Annotated in this window: 21 protein-coding genes; 12 read left to right on the top strand and 9 right to left on the bottom strand. The window is 54.4% G+C overall.

Annotated elements, in window-relative coordinates:
* Positions 1–60: 60 nt before the first annotated feature.
* The gene (locus SFC07_RS04485; protein ID WP_411207024.1) at positions 61–414 is read right to left on the bottom strand and encodes a hypothetical protein; all 354 of its coding nucleotides are present in this window, start codon (positions 412–414) and stop codon (positions 61–63) included.
* Positions 415–553: 139 nt separating this feature from the next.
* On the opposite strand from SFC07_RS04485, the gene SFC07_RS04480 reads away from it, so the two are divergent.
* The 7 genes from SFC07_RS04480 (at position 554) to SFC07_RS04450 (ending at position 6,323) form a co-directional block, all read left to right on the top strand.
* Positions 554–1,204: a TIGR03089 family protein gene (locus tag SFC07_RS04480; protein ID WP_411207023.1), complete on the top strand. Its 651-nt coding sequence runs from the start codon at positions 554–556 to the stop codon at positions 1,202–1,204.
* Between the two features lie 54 nt (positions 1,205–1,258).
* A complete protein-coding gene (locus tag SFC07_RS04475) occupies positions 1,259–2,263 on the top strand; it encodes an ABC transporter ATP-binding protein (RefSeq protein WP_411207022.1) in 1,005 nt (334 codons plus the stop codon).
* 132 nt (positions 2,264–2,395) lie between these two features.
* Positions 2,396–3,670, top strand: a complete 1,275-nt coding sequence (locus SFC07_RS04470; protein WP_411207021.1) for an ABC transporter substrate-binding protein — start codon at positions 2,396–2,398, stop codon at positions 3,668–3,670.
* A 66-nt stretch (positions 3,671–3,736) separates the two neighbouring features.
* Entirely contained in the window at positions 3,737–4,189 is a 453-nt protein-coding gene (locus tag SFC07_RS04465) for an SRPBCC domain-containing protein (protein WP_411207041.1), read from the top strand.
* A 51-nt stretch (positions 4,190–4,240) separates the two neighbouring features.
* Positions 4,241–5,254 (top strand): carbohydrate ABC transporter permease, encoded by a 1,014-nt coding sequence (locus SFC07_RS04460; RefSeq protein WP_411207020.1) that lies wholly within the window; start codon positions 4,241–4,243, stop codon positions 5,252–5,254.
* The gene (locus tag SFC07_RS04455) at positions 5,251–6,087 is read left to right on the top strand and encodes a carbohydrate ABC transporter permease (protein WP_411207019.1); all 837 of its coding nucleotides are present in this window, start codon (positions 5,251–5,253) and stop codon (positions 6,085–6,087) included. Before SFC07_RS04460 ends, SFC07_RS04455 begins: the two co-directional genes overlap by 4 nt.
* A 23-nt stretch (positions 6,088–6,110) precedes the next feature.
* On the top strand, positions 6,111–6,323 hold the full coding sequence (locus tag SFC07_RS04450; RefSeq protein WP_411207018.1) for a hypothetical protein: 213 nt from the start codon (positions 6,111–6,113) through the stop codon (positions 6,321–6,323).
* 53 nt (positions 6,324–6,376) lie between these two features.
* Here the strand turns inward: SFC07_RS04450 and SFC07_RS04445 are convergent, their stop codons facing one another.
* The gene (locus SFC07_RS04445; RefSeq protein WP_411207017.1) at positions 6,377–6,799 is read right to left on the bottom strand and encodes a VOC family protein; all 423 of its coding nucleotides are present in this window, start codon (positions 6,797–6,799) and stop codon (positions 6,377–6,379) included.
* 27 nt (positions 6,800–6,826) lie between these two features.
* On the opposite strand from SFC07_RS04445, the gene SFC07_RS04440 reads away from it, so the two are divergent.
* Positions 6,827–7,390 carry a dihydrofolate reductase family protein gene (locus SFC07_RS04440; RefSeq protein WP_411207016.1) on the top strand — a complete coding sequence of 188 codons (564 nt, stop codon included), beginning with the start codon at positions 6,827–6,829 and terminating at the stop codon, positions 7,388–7,390.
* Here SFC07_RS04440 and SFC07_RS04435 read toward each other — a convergent pair.
* From SFC07_RS04435 to SFC07_RS04405, 7 genes are all read right to left on the bottom strand, one after another.
* Complete coding sequence (locus tag SFC07_RS04435) at positions 7,387–7,833, bottom strand: YdcF family protein (RefSeq protein WP_411207015.1); 447 nt, start codon at positions 7,831–7,833, stop codon at positions 7,387–7,389. The two genes, SFC07_RS04440 and SFC07_RS04435, sit on opposite strands and share 4 nt — an antisense overlap.
* Complete coding sequence (gene purE, locus SFC07_RS04430; protein WP_411207014.1) at positions 7,833–8,330, bottom strand: 5-(carboxyamino)imidazole ribonucleotide mutase; 498 nt, start codon at positions 8,328–8,330, stop codon at positions 7,833–7,835. Before purE ends, SFC07_RS04435 begins: the two co-directional genes overlap by 1 nt.
* 106 nt (positions 8,331–8,436) lie before the next feature.
* Entirely contained in the window at positions 8,437–8,814 is a 378-nt protein-coding gene (locus SFC07_RS04425; protein WP_411207013.1) for a hypothetical protein, read from the bottom strand.
* 73 nt (positions 8,815–8,887) lie between these two features.
* On the bottom strand, positions 8,888–10,822 hold the full coding sequence (locus SFC07_RS04420) for a potassium transporter Kup (RefSeq protein WP_411207012.1): 1,935 nt from the start codon (positions 10,820–10,822) through the stop codon (positions 8,888–8,890).
* Positions 10,823–10,933: 111 nt separating this feature from the next.
* Entirely contained in the window at positions 10,934–12,163 is a 1,230-nt protein-coding gene (locus SFC07_RS04415) for a 5-(carboxyamino)imidazole ribonucleotide synthase (RefSeq protein ID WP_411207011.1), read from the bottom strand.
* 68 nt (positions 12,164–12,231) lie between these two features.
* On the bottom strand, positions 12,232–12,723 hold the full coding sequence (locus SFC07_RS04410; protein WP_411207010.1) for a hypothetical protein: 492 nt from the start codon (positions 12,721–12,723) through the stop codon (positions 12,232–12,234).
* A 10-nt stretch (positions 12,724–12,733) separates the two neighbouring features.
* Positions 12,734–13,555 carry a biotin--[acetyl-CoA-carboxylase] ligase gene (locus SFC07_RS04405; RefSeq protein WP_411207009.1) on the bottom strand — a complete coding sequence of 274 codons (822 nt, stop codon included), beginning with the start codon at positions 13,553–13,555 and terminating at the stop codon, positions 12,734–12,736.
* A gap of 270 nt (positions 13,556–13,825) precedes the next feature.
* Between SFC07_RS04405 and SFC07_RS04400 the strand changes: the two genes are divergently transcribed.
* The 4 genes from SFC07_RS04400 (at position 13,826) to SFC07_RS04385 (ending at position 18,467) form a co-directional block, all read left to right on the top strand.
* Positions 13,826–15,457, top strand: coding sequence for an acyl-CoA carboxylase subunit beta (locus SFC07_RS04400; protein WP_411207008.1), 1,632 nt, complete (start codon positions 13,826–13,828; stop codon positions 15,455–15,457).
* A 400-nt stretch (positions 15,458–15,857) separates the two neighbouring features.
* A complete protein-coding gene (locus tag SFC07_RS04395) occupies positions 15,858–17,471 on the top strand; it encodes an acyl-CoA carboxylase subunit beta (RefSeq protein WP_411207007.1) in 1,614 nt (537 codons plus the stop codon).
* A gap of 57 nt (positions 17,472–17,528) precedes the next feature.
* A complete protein-coding gene (locus SFC07_RS04390) occupies positions 17,529–17,768 on the top strand; it encodes an acyl-CoA carboxylase subunit epsilon (protein ID WP_411207006.1) in 240 nt (79 codons plus the stop codon).
* Between the two features lie 87 nt (positions 17,769–17,855).
* Positions 17,856–18,467, top strand: a complete 612-nt coding sequence (locus tag SFC07_RS04385) for a Maf family protein (RefSeq protein ID WP_411207005.1) — start codon at positions 17,856–17,858, stop codon at positions 18,465–18,467.
* Position 18,468: the final 1 nt, after the last annotated feature.

The following is an 18,468-nucleotide window of genomic DNA, read 5'->3' as shown; positions in this document are numbered from 1 at the left end:
CGCAGCACACCACCGTGTGCTGCGGGGTTTAACGTAGGTGCCCCTTATTATTCAGCTACTTTATTTCCGATAAATGCTATAAAGCTCCAGCAGTCTATCTAGCCTGTCCACTTCAACAACCTCATCAATACCAAACTGCTTGAGCAGCCCATAAAACACCTCAGTTGCGGACTTTCCCCGTTGGTATCGGTCCTCGAAATATTTAGCGAGCTCCATAGCCAAATGATCATTTTGACCATCCACCATAAAAACGCCAGCAGCAATTTTATGGTCGGTATAAATCCCCGCAAATCTTTTCTCGTCAAATTTCAGCAGTGCTGCTTCACCTGGCCAAGGGCATAAAAGGTAACTACGAAATCCACCCTCACCATTAACTTCGCTAGATCCATTCATTGCGCGGTTTAAAGCCTCCATTTTTCAATACTTTTAGCTCCTTGCCCACACCTTAAACCCCACCCCGGACACGGCCTCAAAACCTTTTCGAACAGGCCCAAAATCCGCCCACCCCACCACCTTTAAGCACGTTCCCACGCTTTTATTTAGGCTTGTTGGCATGGAACTTCTCTCCCACTTGCTTGCTCTTGATCCAGCCTCCCCGCGTTTGACTGTTTATAACGAAAACACGGGGGCGCGTTTAGATTTTTCCGCCATCACTTTAGATAACTGGGCTTCCAAGGTAGGCAATATGCTCCTGGATGAGCTGGACTTGGAGGAAGGCTCGCTCATCACCATCGATCTTCCGGTGAGCTGGCAAGCTGCGGTAATTATCCTCGGCGCCTTGGCCACCGGTGTGGAGGTATCTTTTGATGATCCAGAAGCCGATGCCATCTTCACCTCCCTGGATAACTTTTCCCAGTATGAGGACCGTAGTGATGTCCTCTTAGTTAGCGATGATCCTTTTGGGCGCGGCATTGTAGAAAGCGGTTCGGAGCTGCCCAACGGAGCTATCGATTTTGGCCCCACCGTGCGTTTTTATGGCGATCAATTCTTCCAACCCACCCGCGCTTTACCAAAAATTATCAGCTCCGATCTGCCCGCTAGCGCCCGCGTCTTAGCAACCGGCTGGAATGATCTGGCAGGTTTTAAGGCGCAGGTCCTCGAACCACTAGCAGTTGGCGGTTCAGCCGTGATTGTTGCAGGGCTCACCACCACTGAGCGCCTAGATCAGATTGCCAGCAATGAAAAAGTAAGCCTGCGCTACTAGGGAGAATCCCCAAGTTTCCCCCGATGTGACCTGAAGCTGGTAATTTAGATTTCCATGGCAACGGTCACATTTGACAAGGTTACAATCCGCTACCCCGGCGCGGAACGCGCCACCGTCCATGAGCTCGATTTAGATATCGCTGATGGTGAGTTTTTAGTCCTGGTTGGGCCCTCCGGCTGTGGAAAATCCACCACTTTGCGGGCACTCGCTGGCCTGGAGGATGTGGAATCTGGCAGCATCTCCATCGGTGGCAAGGATGTCACCAATCAGGAACCTGCCGAGCGTGATATCGCCATGGTTTTCCAAAACTATGCCCTTTATCCGCATATGTCCGTGGCTAAAAATATGGGCTTTGCCCTGAAGCTGGCCAAGACTCCGCAGGTAGAGATCGATGCCAAGGTCAAGGAAGCCGCTGAAATCTTAGGACTCACCGAATTTTTGGATCGTAAACCTAAGGACCTCTCCGGTGGTCAGCGCCAGCGTGTTGCCATGGGCCGCGCCCTCGTGCGAAACCCCAAGGTGTTCCTCATGGATGAGCCGCTCTCCAACCTCGACGCCAAGTTGCGCGTGCAAACCCGCGCCGAGGTCGCCGCTTTGCAGCGGCGCCTGGGCACCACCACCGTGTATGTCACCCACGACCAGGTCGAAGCCATGACCATGGGTGACAGGGTGGCGGTGTTGAAGGACGGGTTACTGCAGCAGGTGGCACCACCTCGGGAGCTTTACGACGCCCCCATCAACTCTTTCGTCGCCGGCTTTATTGGCTCCCCTGCCATGAACCTCTTCCCTGCTGAGGGCGTTACTTTAGGTGTGCGACCCGAGCATATGCATCTGGTTTTAGATACCCTTCCCGCCGGTTTTACCCAGCTAGATGTGGTGGTGGACATTGTAGAAGAACTGGGGTCCGAATCCTATGTTTATGCCACTTGGCAGGGCAATCGTCTGGTGTCTCGCTGGCCGGGAGGGCCAGTTCCAAGCCCTGGCACCCCATTAACCTTTGCCTACAACCCCGCTACCGCGCACCGTTTCGATCCGGTGAGCGGACAGCGTCTGAACTAGCACCTGCGTGGCGGGAGACGTCGAAAAGCGTTATTTTTGGCTTTTATGGGGGTGATTTAGGGCAAAAGCACCCACAATAGTGTTCTAAGTCATTAGATTAGAGGCAACTATTGCACAGAAAGGTGACTCCCAATGTCCACATTTTCCCGCAAGACCGGCGCCTCCCTCGCCGCCACCACCCTGCTAGCCGCCATCGCGCTGGCTGGATGTAGCTCAGATTCCAGTTCCGATTCCACAACCTCCAGCGCCTCCGAGGGCGCTGACAGCCGCGGCCCCATCACCTTTGCCATGGGCAAAAATGACACCGACAAGCTGATCCCCGTCATCGAGCGCTGGAACGCCGAGCACCCAGATGAGCAGGTCACCCTCAATGAGCTCGCCGGTGAAGCTGATGCCCAGCGTGAAACCCTGGTGCAATCCCTGCAGGCGGGCAACGCTGACTATGACGTCATGGCTCTTGACGTCATCTGGACCGCTGACTTTGCCGCCAACCAGTGGCTCGCACCGCTGACCGGTGACCTGGAAGTTGATACCTCTGGTCTGCTGGAATCCACCGTGGAATCTGCCACCTACAATGACACCCTCTACGCACTGCCGCAGAACACCAACGGCCAGCTACTTTTCCGCAACACCGAGATCATCCCCGAAGCGCCCGCCAACTGGGCTGACCTGGTTGCCTCCTGTGACCTCGCCGAAGCTGCTGGCGTTGACTGCCTGACCACCCAGCTCAAGCAGTATGAGGGCTTGGCCGTAAACACCATCGGTTTCGTGGAAGGCTGGGGCGGCAGCGTACTTGACTCCTCCGGTGCCGTGACCGTGGACAGCGCCGAATCCAAGGCTGGTATCCAGGCTATGGTTGATGGCTTCAATGACGGCACCATCTCCCAGGCATCCCTGGCTGCCACCGAGGAAGAAACCAACCTGGCATTCACCGAAGGCCAAACCGCTTATGCCATCAACTGGCCATATATGTTCACCAATGCTGAAGAGGCCACAGCCACCGCCGGCAAGTTTGAGGTCCAGCCACTGGTTGGCCAAGACGGCGTAGGCGTATCCACCCTCGGTGGCTACAACAACGGCATCAACATCAACTCCGAGCACAAGGCAACTGCCCGTGACTTCATCGAGTTCATCATCAACGAGGAAAACCAAACCTCCTTTGCCGATGCTTCCTTCCCACCAGTTCTTGCCTCCATCTACGATGATGAAACCCTGGTTGAGAAGTACCCTTACCTCCCAGCACTGAAGCAGTCTCTGGAAAACGCAGCTCCGCGCCCTGTTTCTCCTTTCTACCCAGCAATCTCCAAGGCCATCCAAGACAATGCTTATGCAGCACTTAATGGCACCGCCGATGTAGATAAAGCAACTGCTGATATGAAGGCCGCTATCGAAAACGCCTCCAGCTAGTTTTTGCCACGTTTGAGCTCCGGTTACCTTTTCCAATTTGGTGGCCGGAGCTTTAGCAATCAAAGGATCCCCATGAGCACGGACATCACCACCACAACCACTGGTTTTATCTCCCGTATCCCCGCGGAAGTTTATGAAGCAATTGCCGATCCCACACAGCTCTCCCAATATTTCACCACCGGCGGTGCGCAGGGCCGCCTCCTTGCCAGCGAGACCGTCACCTGGGATTTTGCCGACTTCCCCGGCGCCTTTCCAGTCCAGGTAGTCGCGACCACGCCGCCCGAAAAAATTGAGCTGCTCTGGGGCGAGGCAGGCGATCTGCACGACGTGTCCTTCACCTTTGAGCCTATCGACGAGGGCACCCGCACTAAAGTCACCATTTCTGAAAGCAGCTTTGAGTTCAGTGATCCCGGAGTCCAAGCTGCCTTAGGCAACCAAATGGGTTGGACTGGCATGTTGGCAGCGCTTAAAGCCTGGCTGGAATATGGCATTAACCTGCGCGAAGGCTTTTATAAATAGGCTGTTTTGGCCTTTAATTTTCATGATTAATCTAGCGAAAGGAGCGATGGCATGGCCTCTTTAAAACAAGCCCGCAGTGCTATATGGCTAATCGCACCCGCCTTAGCCGTGCTGGCGGTAGTTATCGGCTACCCCATCGTGCGCGCTATTTGGCTATCTTTCCAAGCCGATAAAGGCCTTGACCCCACCACCGGATTATTTACCGATGGCGGTTTTGCAGGCCTGGACAATTATCTTTATTGGCTTACCCAACGCTGTATGGGCGCAGATGGCACCGTGCGTGTTTGCCCACCTGGCACACTTGCCACTGATTTCTGGCCTGCCCTGCGCATCACCCTATTTTTCACCGTGGTGACCGTAGCCATTGAAACCATTTTGGGCATGGCCATGGCACTCATTATGAACAAAGAATTCCGTGGCCGCGCCCTGGTTCGCGCCGCCGTTCTTATCCCCTGGGCAATTCCTACCGCAGTGACCGCAAAGCTCTGGCAATTCATCTTTGCACCTCAAGGCATCATCAACTCAGTGCTGGGCATTAATGTCAGCTGGACCACTGATCCCTGGGCAGCACGCGCCGCCGTCATCCTGGCCGACGTGTGGAAAACCACTCCTTTTATGGCCCTACTGATTTTGGCCGGCTTGCAGATGATCCCCAAAGACACCTATGAAGCAGCCCGCGTGGACGGTGCCACCACCTTCCAACAATTCACCAAAATCACCCTGCCGCTGGTTAAGCCAGCACTGATGGTGGCAGTGCTCTTTAGAACTCTCGACGCGCTGCGCATGTACGATCTGCCCGTCATCATGATCTCTAGCTCCTCAAACTCCCCCACCGCGGTTATCTCCCAATTGGTGGTGGAGGATATGCGCCAGAACAACTTCAACTCCGCCTCTGCGCTATCCACCTTGATCTTCTTGCTCATCTTCTTTGTGGCCTTTGTGATGATCAAATTCCTCGGCGCTGATGTCTCAGGTCAGCGTGGCATGCCCAAACAAAAATGGCGCGCTTTGAAAAAGAAGGGCCCGGCCCCAGCTGCTGCAACTTCGGAGGTGTCAGCATCATGAAAAAACGCACCAAGAGCCTCATCCTGAACTATGCCGGTGTGCTCTTCATCTTGTTCTGGGGACTCGCACCCTTTTATTGGATGGTAATTACTGCTCTCCGCGACTCCGACTACACCTTTGATACCACTCCCTGGCCCACGCATGTGACCTTGGATAATTTCCGTGATGCGCTGGCCACTGATAAGGGCAATAACTTCCTGGCAGCGATCGGCAACTCGCTGATTATCAGCGTGACCACCACCGCGCTGGCGGTATTGGTGGGTGTGTTTACCGCCTATGCATTGGCCAGGTTGAATTTCCCCGGCAAAGGCATTGTCACCGGCATTATTTTGGCGGCCTCCATGTTCCCCGGAATCGCCCTGGTGACCCCGCTCTTCCAGCTTTTTGGCGATCTCAACTGGATCGGCACCTACCAAGCGTTGATCATCCCCAATATTTCCTTCGCCCTGCCACTGACCATTTACACTTTGGTTTCCTTCTTTAGGCAGTTGCCATGGGAGCTGGAGGAAGCCGCACGAGTAGACGGCGCAACCCGAGGCCAGGCTTTCCGATTAGTGCTTTTGCCACTGGCTGCACCGGCACTTTTTACCACTGCAATCCTAGCGTTTATTGCCACCTGGAATGAGTTCATGCTGGCCCGTCAGCTTTCCAATACCTCAACTGAGCCGGTCACCGTGGCGATTGCGCGTTTCTCTGGACCCAGCTCCTTTGAATACCCCTATGCTGCTGTGATGGCAGCTGGAACCTTGGTGACGATTCCACTGATCATCATGGTGCTTATTTTCCAGCGTCGAATTGTCTCTGGACTGACAGCTGGTGGTGTGAAAGCTTAGAGGCTTTGCCTAAGCTGGTCTGCATGAATCAGCACGAATCCCAGGATCCAACAAAATCTCAACGGCACTCCCTGCAGTTGGAGGTTCTACTTGGATTCCTGGGATTTTTTAGTTTTTTGGCAGTGGTTCAAGCAATCATTAATGTGCTGCAACCAGAGCCCAAAATTTGGCCGGCCCTCTTGGCTTTAGTGTTGGTAGTTTCCTTTGTGGCGGTGTGGCGCAGGTGGCGTCGATAAGCAAAATCGCCCTGATTGCCTAGCCCTTAAAAGCGCGGCTGAGGCGCGCGATCTTAAATGTCTTGGGCTAACGCAAGGATGATCCCGGAGGGGCCGCGCAGATAACTGAGGCGGTAGGTCTCCTGGTACTGGGCAATGCCATTGATGGGTTCGGCGCCGAGATCGGCCAGGGTTTGATCAATATCGTCGACGTTAAACATCAGCCGATGCACGCCGAGCGCATTTTGAGCCGGGGGTTGCTGCGCAATGGGCGGCGGGTTGAGGTATTGACTGAGTTCAATACGAGAATGCCCATCGGGTGTCTCAAGGACTGCGATCTCACTTTTGATGCCTTCAAGCTCCACCGCGATGTCTGCAAAGTCACCTTCGATAAAGGCGCGGCCGTGGAGTTTCATGCCGAGGAGTTCGAAGAAACTGATGGCCTCATCGAGTGATTCCACCACGATGGCAATATTGTCTAATCTTTTGATTCCCATTGCTTTATTTTAGTTAGGCTTAAGCGCATGGCGACTATTTTTAATACCTCTTGCACCCTCAATGGTTTTATTGCCGATGAGCAGCACAGCCTGCAGTGGCTTTTTGATGTGCCAGGCTCCGCAGATGCCGAAGCTGATTTTGCCAACTTCCTCGCCCAGATCAGCGTTATTGTTATGGGCTCGCACACCTATGAGTGGATGGTTAAGGAACTGGACCTGCTAAATCATCCAGAAGCATGGACCAATATTTATGGCGCTCGTCCCACATGGGTGTTTAGTAGCCGGGAGCTACCCCTGCCAGCGGATACGCCGATTCGTTTGATTCACTCCGATATTCCGGCGGCGTTGGAAGAGATTAACGCTTCGAATACTGCAGGCGGAGATGTGTGGATTGTGGGCGGCGGTGACCTTGCCACCCAATTTTATGAGGCAGGGGCACTAGATCGCATTACCCTCACCATGGCGCCGGTGTTCTTGCCTGCCGGAAAGCCTGTGTTTACGGGCTTTGTTGATAGCAAAAATCTGCACACCACCAAAGTGCGTAGGGTGGGTGAATTTACTGAACTGACTTTGGAGGTTAAGCGGGGCTAAGACACCAGCTTGCGCCACAGCACGCGGGTGGTGGAATGCGGCAAGGCCACACATTCTCGTGCCAACATCCGAAGTCTTGCAGGCAGTGGGGTTTTGGCAGTTACTACTGTAATGCGAATGCCCAAATGCCAAGCCCATAAATAGGTGCGCCAAGCGTGGAAATCACTACTCACCACAGTCCAGCGGGTGGTTTTGGGAAGCAGTGCTTGGGCATTTTCCAGGTTTTCATTGGTGCTGGTGGCGGCGTCTTCTTCAATGACTTTACGCACACCACGCGCACGCAGGTACTGCGCCATTGGGCCAGACTCCCCTTTGCCACTGACCACAATGGGAGTTTCAGGGTGCTGGGAAACCAGCTCGATGGCTTTATCCAGACGGGTGGCCAAAAGTGTGGTTACCTGGCCGTCCTCCACTCTGGAACCGAGTACCAAAATTGGGTTCATTAGCCCAACAGACGCTTCTTGAGAGCCTCGTCCTTGGCTTCAACTTCAGCAGCCATGTTCTCTTGGTATGCAGCCATCTTCTCTACCAAGGCAGGGTCGCCTGCACCCAAAATACGAACGGCCAGCAGACCAGCGTTTTTAGCGCCACCGATGGATACGGTAGCTACTGGCACGCCACCTGGCATCTGCACGATGGATAGCAAAGAATCAAGGCCGTCAAGATCCTTCAGAGCGCGTGGCACACCGATGACTGGCAAAGGAGTTGCTGCAGCCACCATGCCTGGCAGATGAGCTGCGCCGCCGGCACAAGCGATGATTGCCTTGAGGCCACGCTGATGTGCGGTCTTGGCATAGTTCAGCATCTTTTCTGGGGTGCGGTGTGCGGAAACCACGCCGACCTCAAAAGGAATGCCAAATTCTGCCAGCACCTCTGCGGCTGGGGATACGGTATCCCAATCTGAATCCGAACCCATGATTAATCCAACAAGAGGTGCCACGTTTATCTCCTTAGTAATTCCTGAGTAGTACCCGACCCACATTGATCAGGGCTCAACCTTAAGCACTGCCAAGTTTATAGGGCACGGCGCTGCAAACAACAGCGAGCTACCCGCGAGCTCCATCTACTGCAGCAGTCTCCCCGGTGAAGGTATTGGAGAAGTGCTTAATAGCAGCCATAGCAGTGGCAGTTGGATACTGCGGGTGCATCTCACCATTGACGGCCTTGACGGAGCGCATCAAGGCTTCTGCGATGGGTGGAGTGATATCGCGGAACTTCCAAAGATCGAGCACCACCAGGCTGATGTCTTGGTTGCTCATTACCTCGGGGATATCTCCCAGGGCGTTAACAATGGATTTGGTCACCAATGGCTTGTTAACCGTGTGGGGAGCTTTGCCGGTGATGGGATCTTTTTCGCATTGGCACCAGCCAATACCCATCTCATCCATGGTCCACACCCAGTCGATAAGGGAGTTTTTAGTCATTTTTTAAGGCTAACCCACACTGCCAAAAATGGCAGCACGGACCAGCCTTTATAAACCTAAAATCGAACTAAACCTAAAGCTCTACCCCAGAGCCCAGGGCAATGGTGCGGCTTGGTGGCAATTTGAAGGATTCGGTACGGGAAGATTGGTTCTTCTCCATGGACATATACAAACGGTCGCGCCAACCAGAAAGCTGTCCTGTAAGCGAGCTGCGGATAGTTACGGCAGAGAGGAAGTACATGGCTTCGTCAAGATTGACATGGACCTTATCGCTGTAGATATTCACCAAGGCCAGATTCTTAGGAATATCTTGAGCATCAAAATAACCCACACTCAAATCCACGCGCACAATGTGCACTGGTGCCGTGGCCAGAATTTCCACATTGACGCGATCGCGATGTGGAACGTGAGGAACGTTTTCGCGCACGATGCGCACAATGATAATTTCGCGGTGCAGCATCTTCAGATCATCCACACAACGGGACAATGCCAAAGGCACGGTGTCTAGGAAAGCGTGGGGAAAGATCGCAGTGCCTGCTACTTTGCGCACGCCGAAGGCCAGCGGAGTGCATTCGGACATATCGCGAAGTTCTTGGAGGAACTCCTCCACCGGCGTTTCCATAGCAATGCGCTTGGTCTTCACCTGAGTGTTGCCCCAACGCCAGGTGCGCATAAGCACGATGAGCACAGCGGCAATAAACAGTGGCAACCAACCACCAGCGAAAATCTTGGTGGTATTGGAGGCAAAGAGCAGCACTTCTGGGATGGAAATAGCCAGGATAAAGAGGGCCAGCTTCCACCAGCTCCACTTCCAGATGGTGTGGGCGTAGATGACAAAAAGCAGGCTGACCAGAACCAAGGTGCCGGTTACGGCAAGGCCATAGGCATTGGCCAGGTTGGCGGAAGATTGGAAGATAAATACCAAGGCCATCACGCTGACAAAGAGAATGCCATTTACTACTGGCATGTAGATCTGGCCCTCTTCACGCGGTGAAGTATGACGCACCAACATGCGAGGCATGATGTTAAGGATCAGTGCCTGGCGGGTCATGGAGTATGCACCGGAAATCACAGCTTGGGAAGCAATGATGGTGGCGATCGTAGCCAAGATAACCAGCGGCATCTGTAGTGCTGGTGGTGCCAGGTAGAACATGGGGTTAGCTACGGCTGCTGGGTTTTCAATCACCAAAGCGCCTTGGCCGAGGTAAGTGATAATCAGCGCGGGCATCACCACAAAGAACCAGGCCATGCGGACGGGACGTGCACCAAAGTGGCCCATATCTGCATACAATGCCTCGGCACCGGTAACAGTCAGCACCACCGCACCGAGCAAAATGAAGGCTTCAAAAGGATCGGTAGCAATCAGACGCAAGGCCCACACTGGGGACAAACTATTAAGAATGTCGGGGTGAGCAATGATTTGGGGAATACCCAAGGCTGCCAAGGTGCCAAACCACAGCAACATGATGGGGCCAAAGGCGCGGCCTACTTTTTCGGTGCCCAAAGGCTGGACTGCGAAGATCAGGAGCAGGACGGCAACAGAGATTGGAAGAACCAGGGGTTCAAAGCTAGGGGAAATAACCGCGAGGCCTTCGGTGGCGCTGAGCACGGAAATTGCTGGGGTGATAACTACGTCGCCATAAAAAAGGGCGGCACCCAGCATGCCAAAAACGGCAATCAAAGCGCCAAGGCGAGTTTTTTCGTCGTATTTTTCTTTGAGGAGGGCAACAAGAGCCAAAATACCGCCCTGGCCCTGGTTGTCGGCACGGGTGACCAAGAGAACGTATTTGATTGTGACGATGAGGGTGATCGTCCACAGCACCATGGAGATAATGCCGTAGACATTGTCCGGGGTAACTTCTACCTCATTGTGTTCCATGCTGAATGCAGTGTGCAAAGCATAGAGCGGGCTGGTTCCGATATCACCAAAAACCACGCCCAAGGCGCCAAGAGCAAGCATAAACTTGCCCGATTTTGGAGCAGCAGAATCGAGCTGCGAATTTTTCATTTGCATAATTTTGCGCCTGTCCGAACTAAAAGTCCACCGAAGCTAGAAAAAACCGCAAATGCCCTGGTCACCGCCCCATACGGGGCGGTCAGGGAGGCGTCGAAAAGCGCCTTAATTCCAGCTAGCGTGCACCAAATAGTGGGCTGCTGCGAGCGCGTCTGCACGTACCTGTGCTACATCCTGGCCGACCATGTTGACGTGGCCAATTTTGCGGCCCGGGCGGTGGCCCTTGCCGTAGAGGTGAATCTTGGCCTCGGGGTAACGGCGCCAGACCTCCTGCATACGCTGTGCCATTGGCTGCTCGGGATCGGTGTCCGCGCCCAGCACATTAGCCATCACGGTTACGGGCGCCAAAGTCTCAGTGGAACCCAGCGGATAATCCAGCACGGCACGCAGGTGCTGCTCAAACTGGCTGGTCACGCAGCCATCCTGGGTCCAGTGGCCGGTGTTGTGCGGGCGCATAGCCAGCTCATTAACGGAAATCTCAGGCTGCCCATTAGCATCTAGGGTCTCAAAAAGCTCCACCGCCAACACGCCGGTTACGCCCAGCTCAGAGGCAATGCGCTCAGCCAGCGCGCGGGTGGCTTCCTGCAGCTCAGCGGAAAGATTTGGGGCCGGCGCCACTGCCTCCGCGCACACGCCATTGCGCTGCACGGACTCCACCACGGGCCACGCCTGCGTCACGCCTGAAGGCGTGCGGGCCACCATGGCGGACAGCTCGCGGACCAGGGCGACCTTCTTCTCCGCCATCAACGCCGTGCCAGCACCAAGGAGCTTTTCGACGAGCTGTGCTAGCTCGTCCTTGGTCGCTGGGAACCACACGCCCTTGCCGTCATATCCACCACGACGGGCTTTGAGGCACACCTGACCATCAACGGCATCAAAAAAGCCCACAGCATCCTCGACATTTCCAATTGCAATAAATGGAGGAACTGGGGCTCCAAGCTCGCGCAGACGCTTGCGCATAACCAGCTTGTCCTGGGCATTTACCAGGGCATCAGGACCTGGCTGCACATTGACACCCTCGGAAATAAGCTGACGCAAATGCTCGGTTGGAACGTGCTCATGATCAAAGGTCATCACATCAGCGCCGGCAATGGCGCGACGCAAATCATCAATATTGGTGTAATCACCAAGCACCACATCGGCTGCTACCTGAGCGGCCGAGGAATCCGGTGCACCTGCCAATACGCGCAGGGACTGGCCCAGCTCAATGGCTGCAGTTTGCATCATGCGGGCGAGCTGGCCATCGCCAATAACAGCAACAACGGGCATGCCCGGCGCGTGGGCTGCGAAGTTTCCCTCAGGGGCGGACGAGTTTCCAGAGTCTTTTTCAGTCACATTGTGCAACTATAGTTTCCCCAACTCAGGATTCCCTAGTCTTGCCCAGTAACACCGCCCCGGGCTGTCTAGTAGTACTGCAGATCCTTTAACACTGCCTCCACCTTTTTGGCGCGGGGCAATTTATTAATCACATAGGGGCGCGGATGCCCACCCACAGCCAGAACCAAATTATTGCGTTTGCGTTGAATGCGATTGATATAGCTCAAAGGAATGGAATCGTATTTAGTGCGCAGGCCTTCGCGACGCACCAATAATTTACGATCCGTCACAATCACCCGAAAGCGGCTTTGACGCAAGAGCGGGAGCCCAAAACGCCAAGCGCTAAGTGCTACCCAAATTCCTAGCAATAGATCGCGGGTGCCGTCAGGAAAACTTGCGGCGGGAGTGGTGCCGTCAATTCCGGGGAGTTGATCCAAAAATCCAATGCCCATCCAGCAGACACCGGTAATGGCAATAAATTCCAAGAGCGGGAAAAACATTCCGGATAATGGTGCAGTGAGATCAACGTGAATGTGATCGCCTGCTCCAATATGTCTTTCCAACGCTTTCCCCTGCATGGAGTTCATGTTACTGCAGGCGCAGGTGGGTGACCTCACCGGCATTGAGGGTGTGCTCGGTGCCTTGATTATCACGCACGATCAACTGCCCACCCGCAGCGATCCCGGTGGCGACACCCAAAAGTTCACGATCACCAGGCAAAATAACGCGAACATCTTGGCCCAGACTGGAGCATACAGCCCTATAATCATCCAGCCAGGCGCTATTTCCCTTGGAATCTCCCGCAGAGTTTCCTCCGGCCCATTCCAGCAAACGCCCATACAAATTGTTGAGCATTCTTATGAGAAATTCATTCCTATCAATATCCTTGCCCTCTAAAGCCAAAGAGGTTGCATGCGGAACTGGGAGTTCCTCCTGCTGCAGGCTGATATTGGTACCGATGCCAATAACCACTGCGGGATCAGTATCTAGGGATGCTGCCTCCACCAAAATTCCGCAGAGTTTTTTGCCGTGGATAAGCACATCATTGGGCCACTTCAAGCCCGCGCCTTCCACTCCAAAAGATTCCAAGGTGTCCATCATGGCCAGCCCAGAGGCCAGCGGAATGGTGCCTAAAGAATCTAGGCTATCTTTACCAGGGCGAAACAGTACCGAGAAAATCACCTGCGCTCCCTGCGGTGCAGTCCATGGCCTACCCAACCGTCCGCGTCCGCTGTCTTGGCGTTCCACGGTGGCAATAGTCCAATCCGGGGCGCCGATTTCCGCTGCTTTAATAAGGTCGGCATTGGTGGAACCAGTTGCTTCCTGATAATTCAACTGGTTATAGGGGCCATTATCCACCAAGGCGGTCTGCAAAATAGCGGGATCAAGTGGTTTCCGGGAAGTGTTCATAACCGATAATCTAGTCGCCCACCACTCGAACGTGTGGTGGATTCCCGCGTTGCTGGGCTTTTCTAGGCATGTCTAGGCACGGAGCAAGGTTTTGAAATCAATCCAGCGCAATTTTTCTTATTTTTTAAGGCTTTTTAGTGATGCTCACGACACGCCCGGAAAGTTTCATTCTCAAAAACTATCCCTTAGCTGCACTAATAACATATGTGAGATAAATCACGAAGAAATGAGTGTAGACGATACCCCCGTCAGACACTAGGATTCCAAAACATGACCATTTCCTCACCTTTGATTGACGTCGCCAATATGCCAGACATCAACACCACTGCCGGCAAAATTGCCGATCTTAAAGCGCGCCGCGCTGAAGCCCAGGTTCCCATGGGCGAGAAGGCAGTGGAGAAGGTCCACGCCGCTGGACGCCTCACCGCCCGCGAGCGTCTTGATTACCTCCTCGACGAAGGCTCCTTCGTTGAATACGATCAGCTAGCCCGCCACCGCACCACCGCTTTTGGCCTCGGCTCCAAGCGCCCCGTCACCGACGGCATCGTCACCGGCTGGGGCACCATTGATGGCCGCGAAGTCTGCATCTTCTCCCAGGACGGCACCGTTTTCGGTGGCGCCCTCGGCGAGGTGTACGGCGAAAAGATGATCAAGATCATGGAAATGGCTATCGACACCGGCCGTCCACTGATCGGTCTCTACGAAGGGGCTGGCGCTCGTATCCAAGATGGTGCAGTATCCCTGGACTACATCTCCCAGACCTTCTACCAAAACATCCAGGCTTCTGGCGTTATCCCACAGATCTCCGTGATCATGGGCGCCTGCGCAGGTGGCAACGCCTACGGCCCAGCCCTGACCGACTTTGTGGTCATGGTGGACAAGACCTCCAAGATGTTCGTTACCGGCCCAGACGTCATCAAGACCGTCACCGGCGAGGAAATTACCCAGGAAGAGCTCGGCGGCGCCACCACCCACATGGTCACCGCAGGTAACTCCCACTACACTGCAGCTACCGATGAGGAAGCTTTGGACTGGGTTCAGGATCTGATCTCCTTCCTGCCTTCCAACAACCGTGGCTTCGCTCCAGAAGAGGACTTCGACGAGGAAGAGGGCAGCATCGAGGACAACCTCACCCCTGATGACCTCAAGCTCGATGAAATCATCCCTGATTCCGCCACCGTTCCTTATGACGTGCGCGATGTTATTCAGTGCATCACCGATGACGGTGAGTACCTGGAAATCCAGGCTGACCGCGCCGAAAACGTAGTTATCGCTTTTGGTCGCATCGAAGGCCAGTCCGTCGGTTTTGTGGCCAACCAGCCCACCCAGTTCGCTGGCTGCTTGGACATCGATTCCTCCGAGAAGGCAGCTCGCTTTGTTCGCACCTGCGATGCCTTCAACATCCCAATCGTCATGCTGGTTGACGTCCCCGGCTTCCTGCCTGGCGCTGGCCAAGAATACGGCGGCATCCTGCGTCGTGGCGCCAAGCTGCTCTACGCCTACGGCGAAGCAACCGTGCCAAAGATTACCGTCACCATGCGTAAGGCTTATGGCGGAGCATACTGCGTGATGGGCTCCAAGGGCCTTGGCTCTGATATATGCCTCGCATGGCCAACCGCGCAGATCGCCGTCATGGGTGCTGCTGGCGCTGTTGGATTCATCTACCGCAAGGAGCTCATGGCAGCTGACGCCAAGGGCCTTGATGTTCAGGCACTGGCTAAGTCCTTCGAGCGCGAGTACGAAGACCACATGCTCAACCCATACCTGGCAGCTGAGCGTGGCCTCATTGACGCTGTTATCTTGCCTAGCGAGACCCGCGGCCAGATTGCCCGCAACCTGCGTCTACTCAAGCACAAGAATGTCACCCGTCCTGCACGCAAGCACGGCAACATGCCTTTGTAAAAAATAATTGTGCCGGAAACTTCCACCAGTGCTTCCTCAGAAGTCCTCACAAAAGTTTCCGGCACTTTTGTTTTGCCCTGAAACTGGGCCAAAAGTATCACCTTGAGTGTGCGCAGTGGATAAAACTAGGCCACGCTGGATTAAAAAATCCCGCTGGAATCCTAAAAAATTGCACTTTAGAACTCATGCTTGCTGGCTTTAATCCAGCAAGCTGGGTTAGCATCCTTCATAGTTAAAGCAGTAACGCTCCACGGGGGACCATCCAACCTAGGCAGCCTATTTTTAAGTTCGCCAGGTTTTCTAAACCAATCTCCCGCGGGCACAGATTTTCCCACTGCTTTTTGTATAGAACATTCGCGTATTACTCAAGAACCCACCCCAGGATTTAGACTAAGAAACTATGACTGCAGCACAAACCACACCTGATCTCACGACCACCGCCGGAAAACTATCGGATCTCCGCGCGCGACTCAGCGAAGCCCACGCACCCCTGGGCCAAGCTGCCGTAGAGCAGGTACATGAGGCAGATAAGAAAACTGCCCGTGAACGCATCGAGTATTTGCTTGATGATGGCTCCTTTGTAGAGGTTGACGCTCTTGCACGCCACCGCTCCAAGAGCTTTGGTTTGGACGCGCACCGTCCCGCAACCGATGGCGTAGTCACCGGCTACGGCACCATCGACGGCCGCAAGGTCTGCATCTACTCCCAGGATGGCACCATCTTTAACGGCGCCTTGGGTGAGGTTTATGGCGAGAAGATCGTCAAGGTTTTGGATCTGGCTATCAAAACCGGTGTGCCTTTGATCGGCATCAGCGAAGGTTCCGGCCCTCGTATCCAAGAAGGCGTGGTTTCCCTCGGCCTCTACTCCCAGATCTTCCACCGCAACACCTTGGCTTCTGGTCTTGTCCCTCAGATTTCTTTGGTCATGGGCACCAGCACCGGTGGCAATGCCTACTCCCCTGCCCTCTCTGACTTTGTGGTCATGGTGGATAAAAAGTCCCAGATGTACCTCACTGATCCTGAGACCATCAAGACTGTCACCGCCAAAGACATCACGGCTGAGGAACTCGGTGGTGCGAGCACTCAAATGGCCACCACCGGCACTTCCCACTTCACTGCTGCACAGGAAACTGATGCCTTGGACTGGGTTCGTGAGCTCACCACTTATCTGCCTTCCAACAACCGCGCTGAGGCTCCTCGCGTGGCTGCGGAAATCATGCTTGGTTCAATCGCTGAGAACATCAACGACACCGATCGTGAACTAGATAGCATCATCCCAGACTCCCCCACCCAGCCATATGACATGAAAGAGATCATCTCTCGCGTGGTTGATGGTGGCGAGTTCTTTGAAATCCAAGGCGATTACGCCTGCAATATCCTCTGTGGTTTTGCTCGCGTAGAAGGTCGCTCCGTGGGTATTATCGCCAACCAGCCCACCGAACTTGCTGGTTGTTTGGATATTAAGGCTGCAGAAAAGGCAGCTCGTTTTATCCGCACCTGCGATGCTTTTAACATTCCTTTCATTGAATTTGTTGACGTCCCTGGTTTCCTGCCCAGCACCGATCAAGAATTTGATGGCGCTATTCGACGCACCGCCAAGCTGCTCTACGCCTACTCTGAGGCCACCGTTGGCAAGATCACCGTGATCACCCGCAAGTCCATTGGCGCTGCCTACTGCGTTATGGGCTCCAAGGATCTCGGCGCTGACCTGGTCTTTGCTTGGCCAACCGCAGAAATCGCCGTCATGGCAGCACCGGGTGCCGTCAACGTGATTTTTGAAAAGGAAATCAAGCAGGCAGAAACCGAGGGCAAGGATATTCCAGCGCTGCTCGAGGGCTTTGCTGAACAATATGAGGAGTCCCACCTCAACCCTTACCTTGCTGCCGAACGCGGTTATGTCGATGCAGTGATCCCACCATCTGAAACCCGTGGTCAGATCATCGAGGGCCTGCGTTTGCTCGACCGCAAGGTTGTTAACACCCCCGCTAAAAAGCACGGAAATATTCCGCTCTAAAGCTTCACCCCTTAAAGCTTTAATCAGCTGCTGAAACTCATTATTTTAAGGAGAACCATGTCTGAGAACAACACCACCGAGGCTGCTCAGAAGCCCTTTTTCACGGTGCTATCTGGCAACCCTGATGATACCCAGGTGGCAGCACTGACCATGGTGATTGCAGGTCTTGCCAAGGCTGCAGCGCAGGCTCAACTCACTCAGCCTGCCACCCGCAACAACTGGGGCAACGTGGCTGAGCGCCTCAACCGCCCAACCACCTTTAACCCCAGCGCCTTCCAGAATGTGAACTTCTTCTAAAAAGCAGCTCCAGCGCCACGGCCTTTAAGGTCGTGGCGCTTTGTCATGCGCAAGGTCAGTGGCGGACAAGGATTAGAATGTGGCAGCATGCAGATTGTTCTTGCTTCCCAGTCCCCCTCGCGCCGCATGATTTTGCGCAGCGCCGGCGTGGAGCCACTCATCCACCCCGCCCACGTTGATGAAGACGCCATCATCCAAAGCCTCAGTGGCGCCGCCCCGCGCGAAATCGTCAGCCAGCTCGCGCTGGCCAAAGCGCGCGCCGTAGCACCCAGCTATCCAGGCCAGGTCATTATTGGCGGTGACTCCATGCTGCTTATCGACGACACCCTGCAGGGGAAACCACACACAGTTGAAGAAACTATTCGACGGTGGAAACAACAACGCGGAAAAACCGCACAGCTTATTACCGGACACTGCGTCATTTGGCAGGACCAAGAGATTATCGAATCCTCGGCCACCACGATTCATTTTGCAGAGGCCAGCGATACCGACATCGCCGCCTATGCAGCCTCTGGAGAGCCCTTAGAGTGCGCGGGAGCCTTTACCCTAGAAGCACTAGGCGGATGGTTTATCGATTCCATTGAGGGCGATCCTTCATCAGTGATCGGACTCTCGCTGCCTGTTGTGCGTCGCGCGCTGTACCAATGCGGTTTTAATGTCAGCGATTTTTGGGGCGCCAACCCACAAGCTGCGTCCTGAA

Source organism: Corynebacterium callunae, assembly GCF_046592015.1.
GTDB classification, from domain to species: Bacteria; Actinomycetota; Actinomycetes; order Mycobacteriales; family Mycobacteriaceae; genus Corynebacterium; species Corynebacterium callunae_A.
The sequence above is the reverse complement of the archived record's forward strand: the minus strand, read 5'-3'. Positions and strand labels throughout refer to the sequence as shown.

Excerpts from the sequence above, each read along its gene's own strand:
- SFC07_RS04445 (WP_411207017.1), bottom strand. The coding sequence starts at position 6,799 with ATGGGAATCAAAAGATTAGACAATATTGCCATCGTGGTGGAATCACTC.
- SFC07_RS04420 (WP_411207012.1), bottom strand. The coding sequence starts at position 10,822 with ATGAAAAATTCGCAGCTCGATTCTGCTGCTCCAAAATCGGGCAAGTTT.
- SFC07_RS04485 (WP_411207024.1), bottom strand. The coding sequence starts at position 414 with ATGGAGGCTTTAAACCGCGCAATGAATGGATCTAGCGAAGTTAATGGT.
- SFC07_RS04470 (WP_411207021.1), top strand. The coding sequence starts at position 2,396 with ATGTCCACATTTTCCCGCAAGACCGGCGCCTCCCTCGCCGCCACCACC.
- SFC07_RS04390 (WP_411207006.1), top strand. The coding sequence starts at position 17,529 with ATGTCTGAGAACAACACCACCGAGGCTGCTCAGAAGCCCTTTTTCACG.
- SFC07_RS04410 (WP_411207010.1), bottom strand. The coding sequence starts at position 12,723 with ATGCAGGGGAAAGCGTTGGAAAGACATATTGGAGCAGGCGATCACATT.
- SFC07_RS04400 (WP_411207008.1), top strand. The coding sequence starts at position 13,826 with ATGACCATTTCCTCACCTTTGATTGACGTCGCCAATATGCCAGACATC.
- SFC07_RS04435 (WP_411207015.1), bottom strand. The coding sequence starts at position 7,833 with ATGAACCCAATTTTGGTACTCGGTTCCAGAGTGGAGGACGGCCAGGTA.
- SFC07_RS04385 (WP_411207005.1), top strand. The coding sequence starts at position 17,856 with ATGCAGATTGTTCTTGCTTCCCAGTCCCCCTCGCGCCGCATGATTTTG.
- SFC07_RS04460 (WP_411207020.1), top strand. The coding sequence starts at position 4,241 with ATGGCCTCTTTAAAACAAGCCCGCAGTGCTATATGGCTAATCGCACCC.
- SFC07_RS04480 (WP_411207023.1), top strand. The coding sequence starts at position 554 with ATGGAACTTCTCTCCCACTTGCTTGCTCTTGATCCAGCCTCCCCGCGT.
- SFC07_RS04405 (WP_411207009.1), bottom strand. The coding sequence starts at position 13,555 with ATGAACACTTCCCGGAAACCACTTGATCCCGCTATTTTGCAGACCGCC.
- SFC07_RS04455 (WP_411207019.1), top strand. The coding sequence starts at position 5,251 with ATGAAAAAACGCACCAAGAGCCTCATCCTGAACTATGCCGGTGTGCTC.
- SFC07_RS04475 (WP_411207022.1), top strand. The coding sequence starts at position 1,259 with ATGGCAACGGTCACATTTGACAAGGTTACAATCCGCTACCCCGGCGCG.
- SFC07_RS04440 (WP_411207016.1), top strand. The coding sequence starts at position 6,827 with ATGGCGACTATTTTTAATACCTCTTGCACCCTCAATGGTTTTATTGCC.
- SFC07_RS04450 (WP_411207018.1), top strand. The coding sequence starts at position 6,111 with ATGAATCAGCACGAATCCCAGGATCCAACAAAATCTCAACGGCACTCC.
- SFC07_RS04425 (WP_411207013.1), bottom strand. The coding sequence starts at position 8,814 with ATGACTAAAAACTCCCTTATCGACTGGGTGTGGACCATGGATGAGATG.
- SFC07_RS04395 (WP_411207007.1), top strand. The coding sequence starts at position 15,858 with ATGACTGCAGCACAAACCACACCTGATCTCACGACCACCGCCGGAAAA.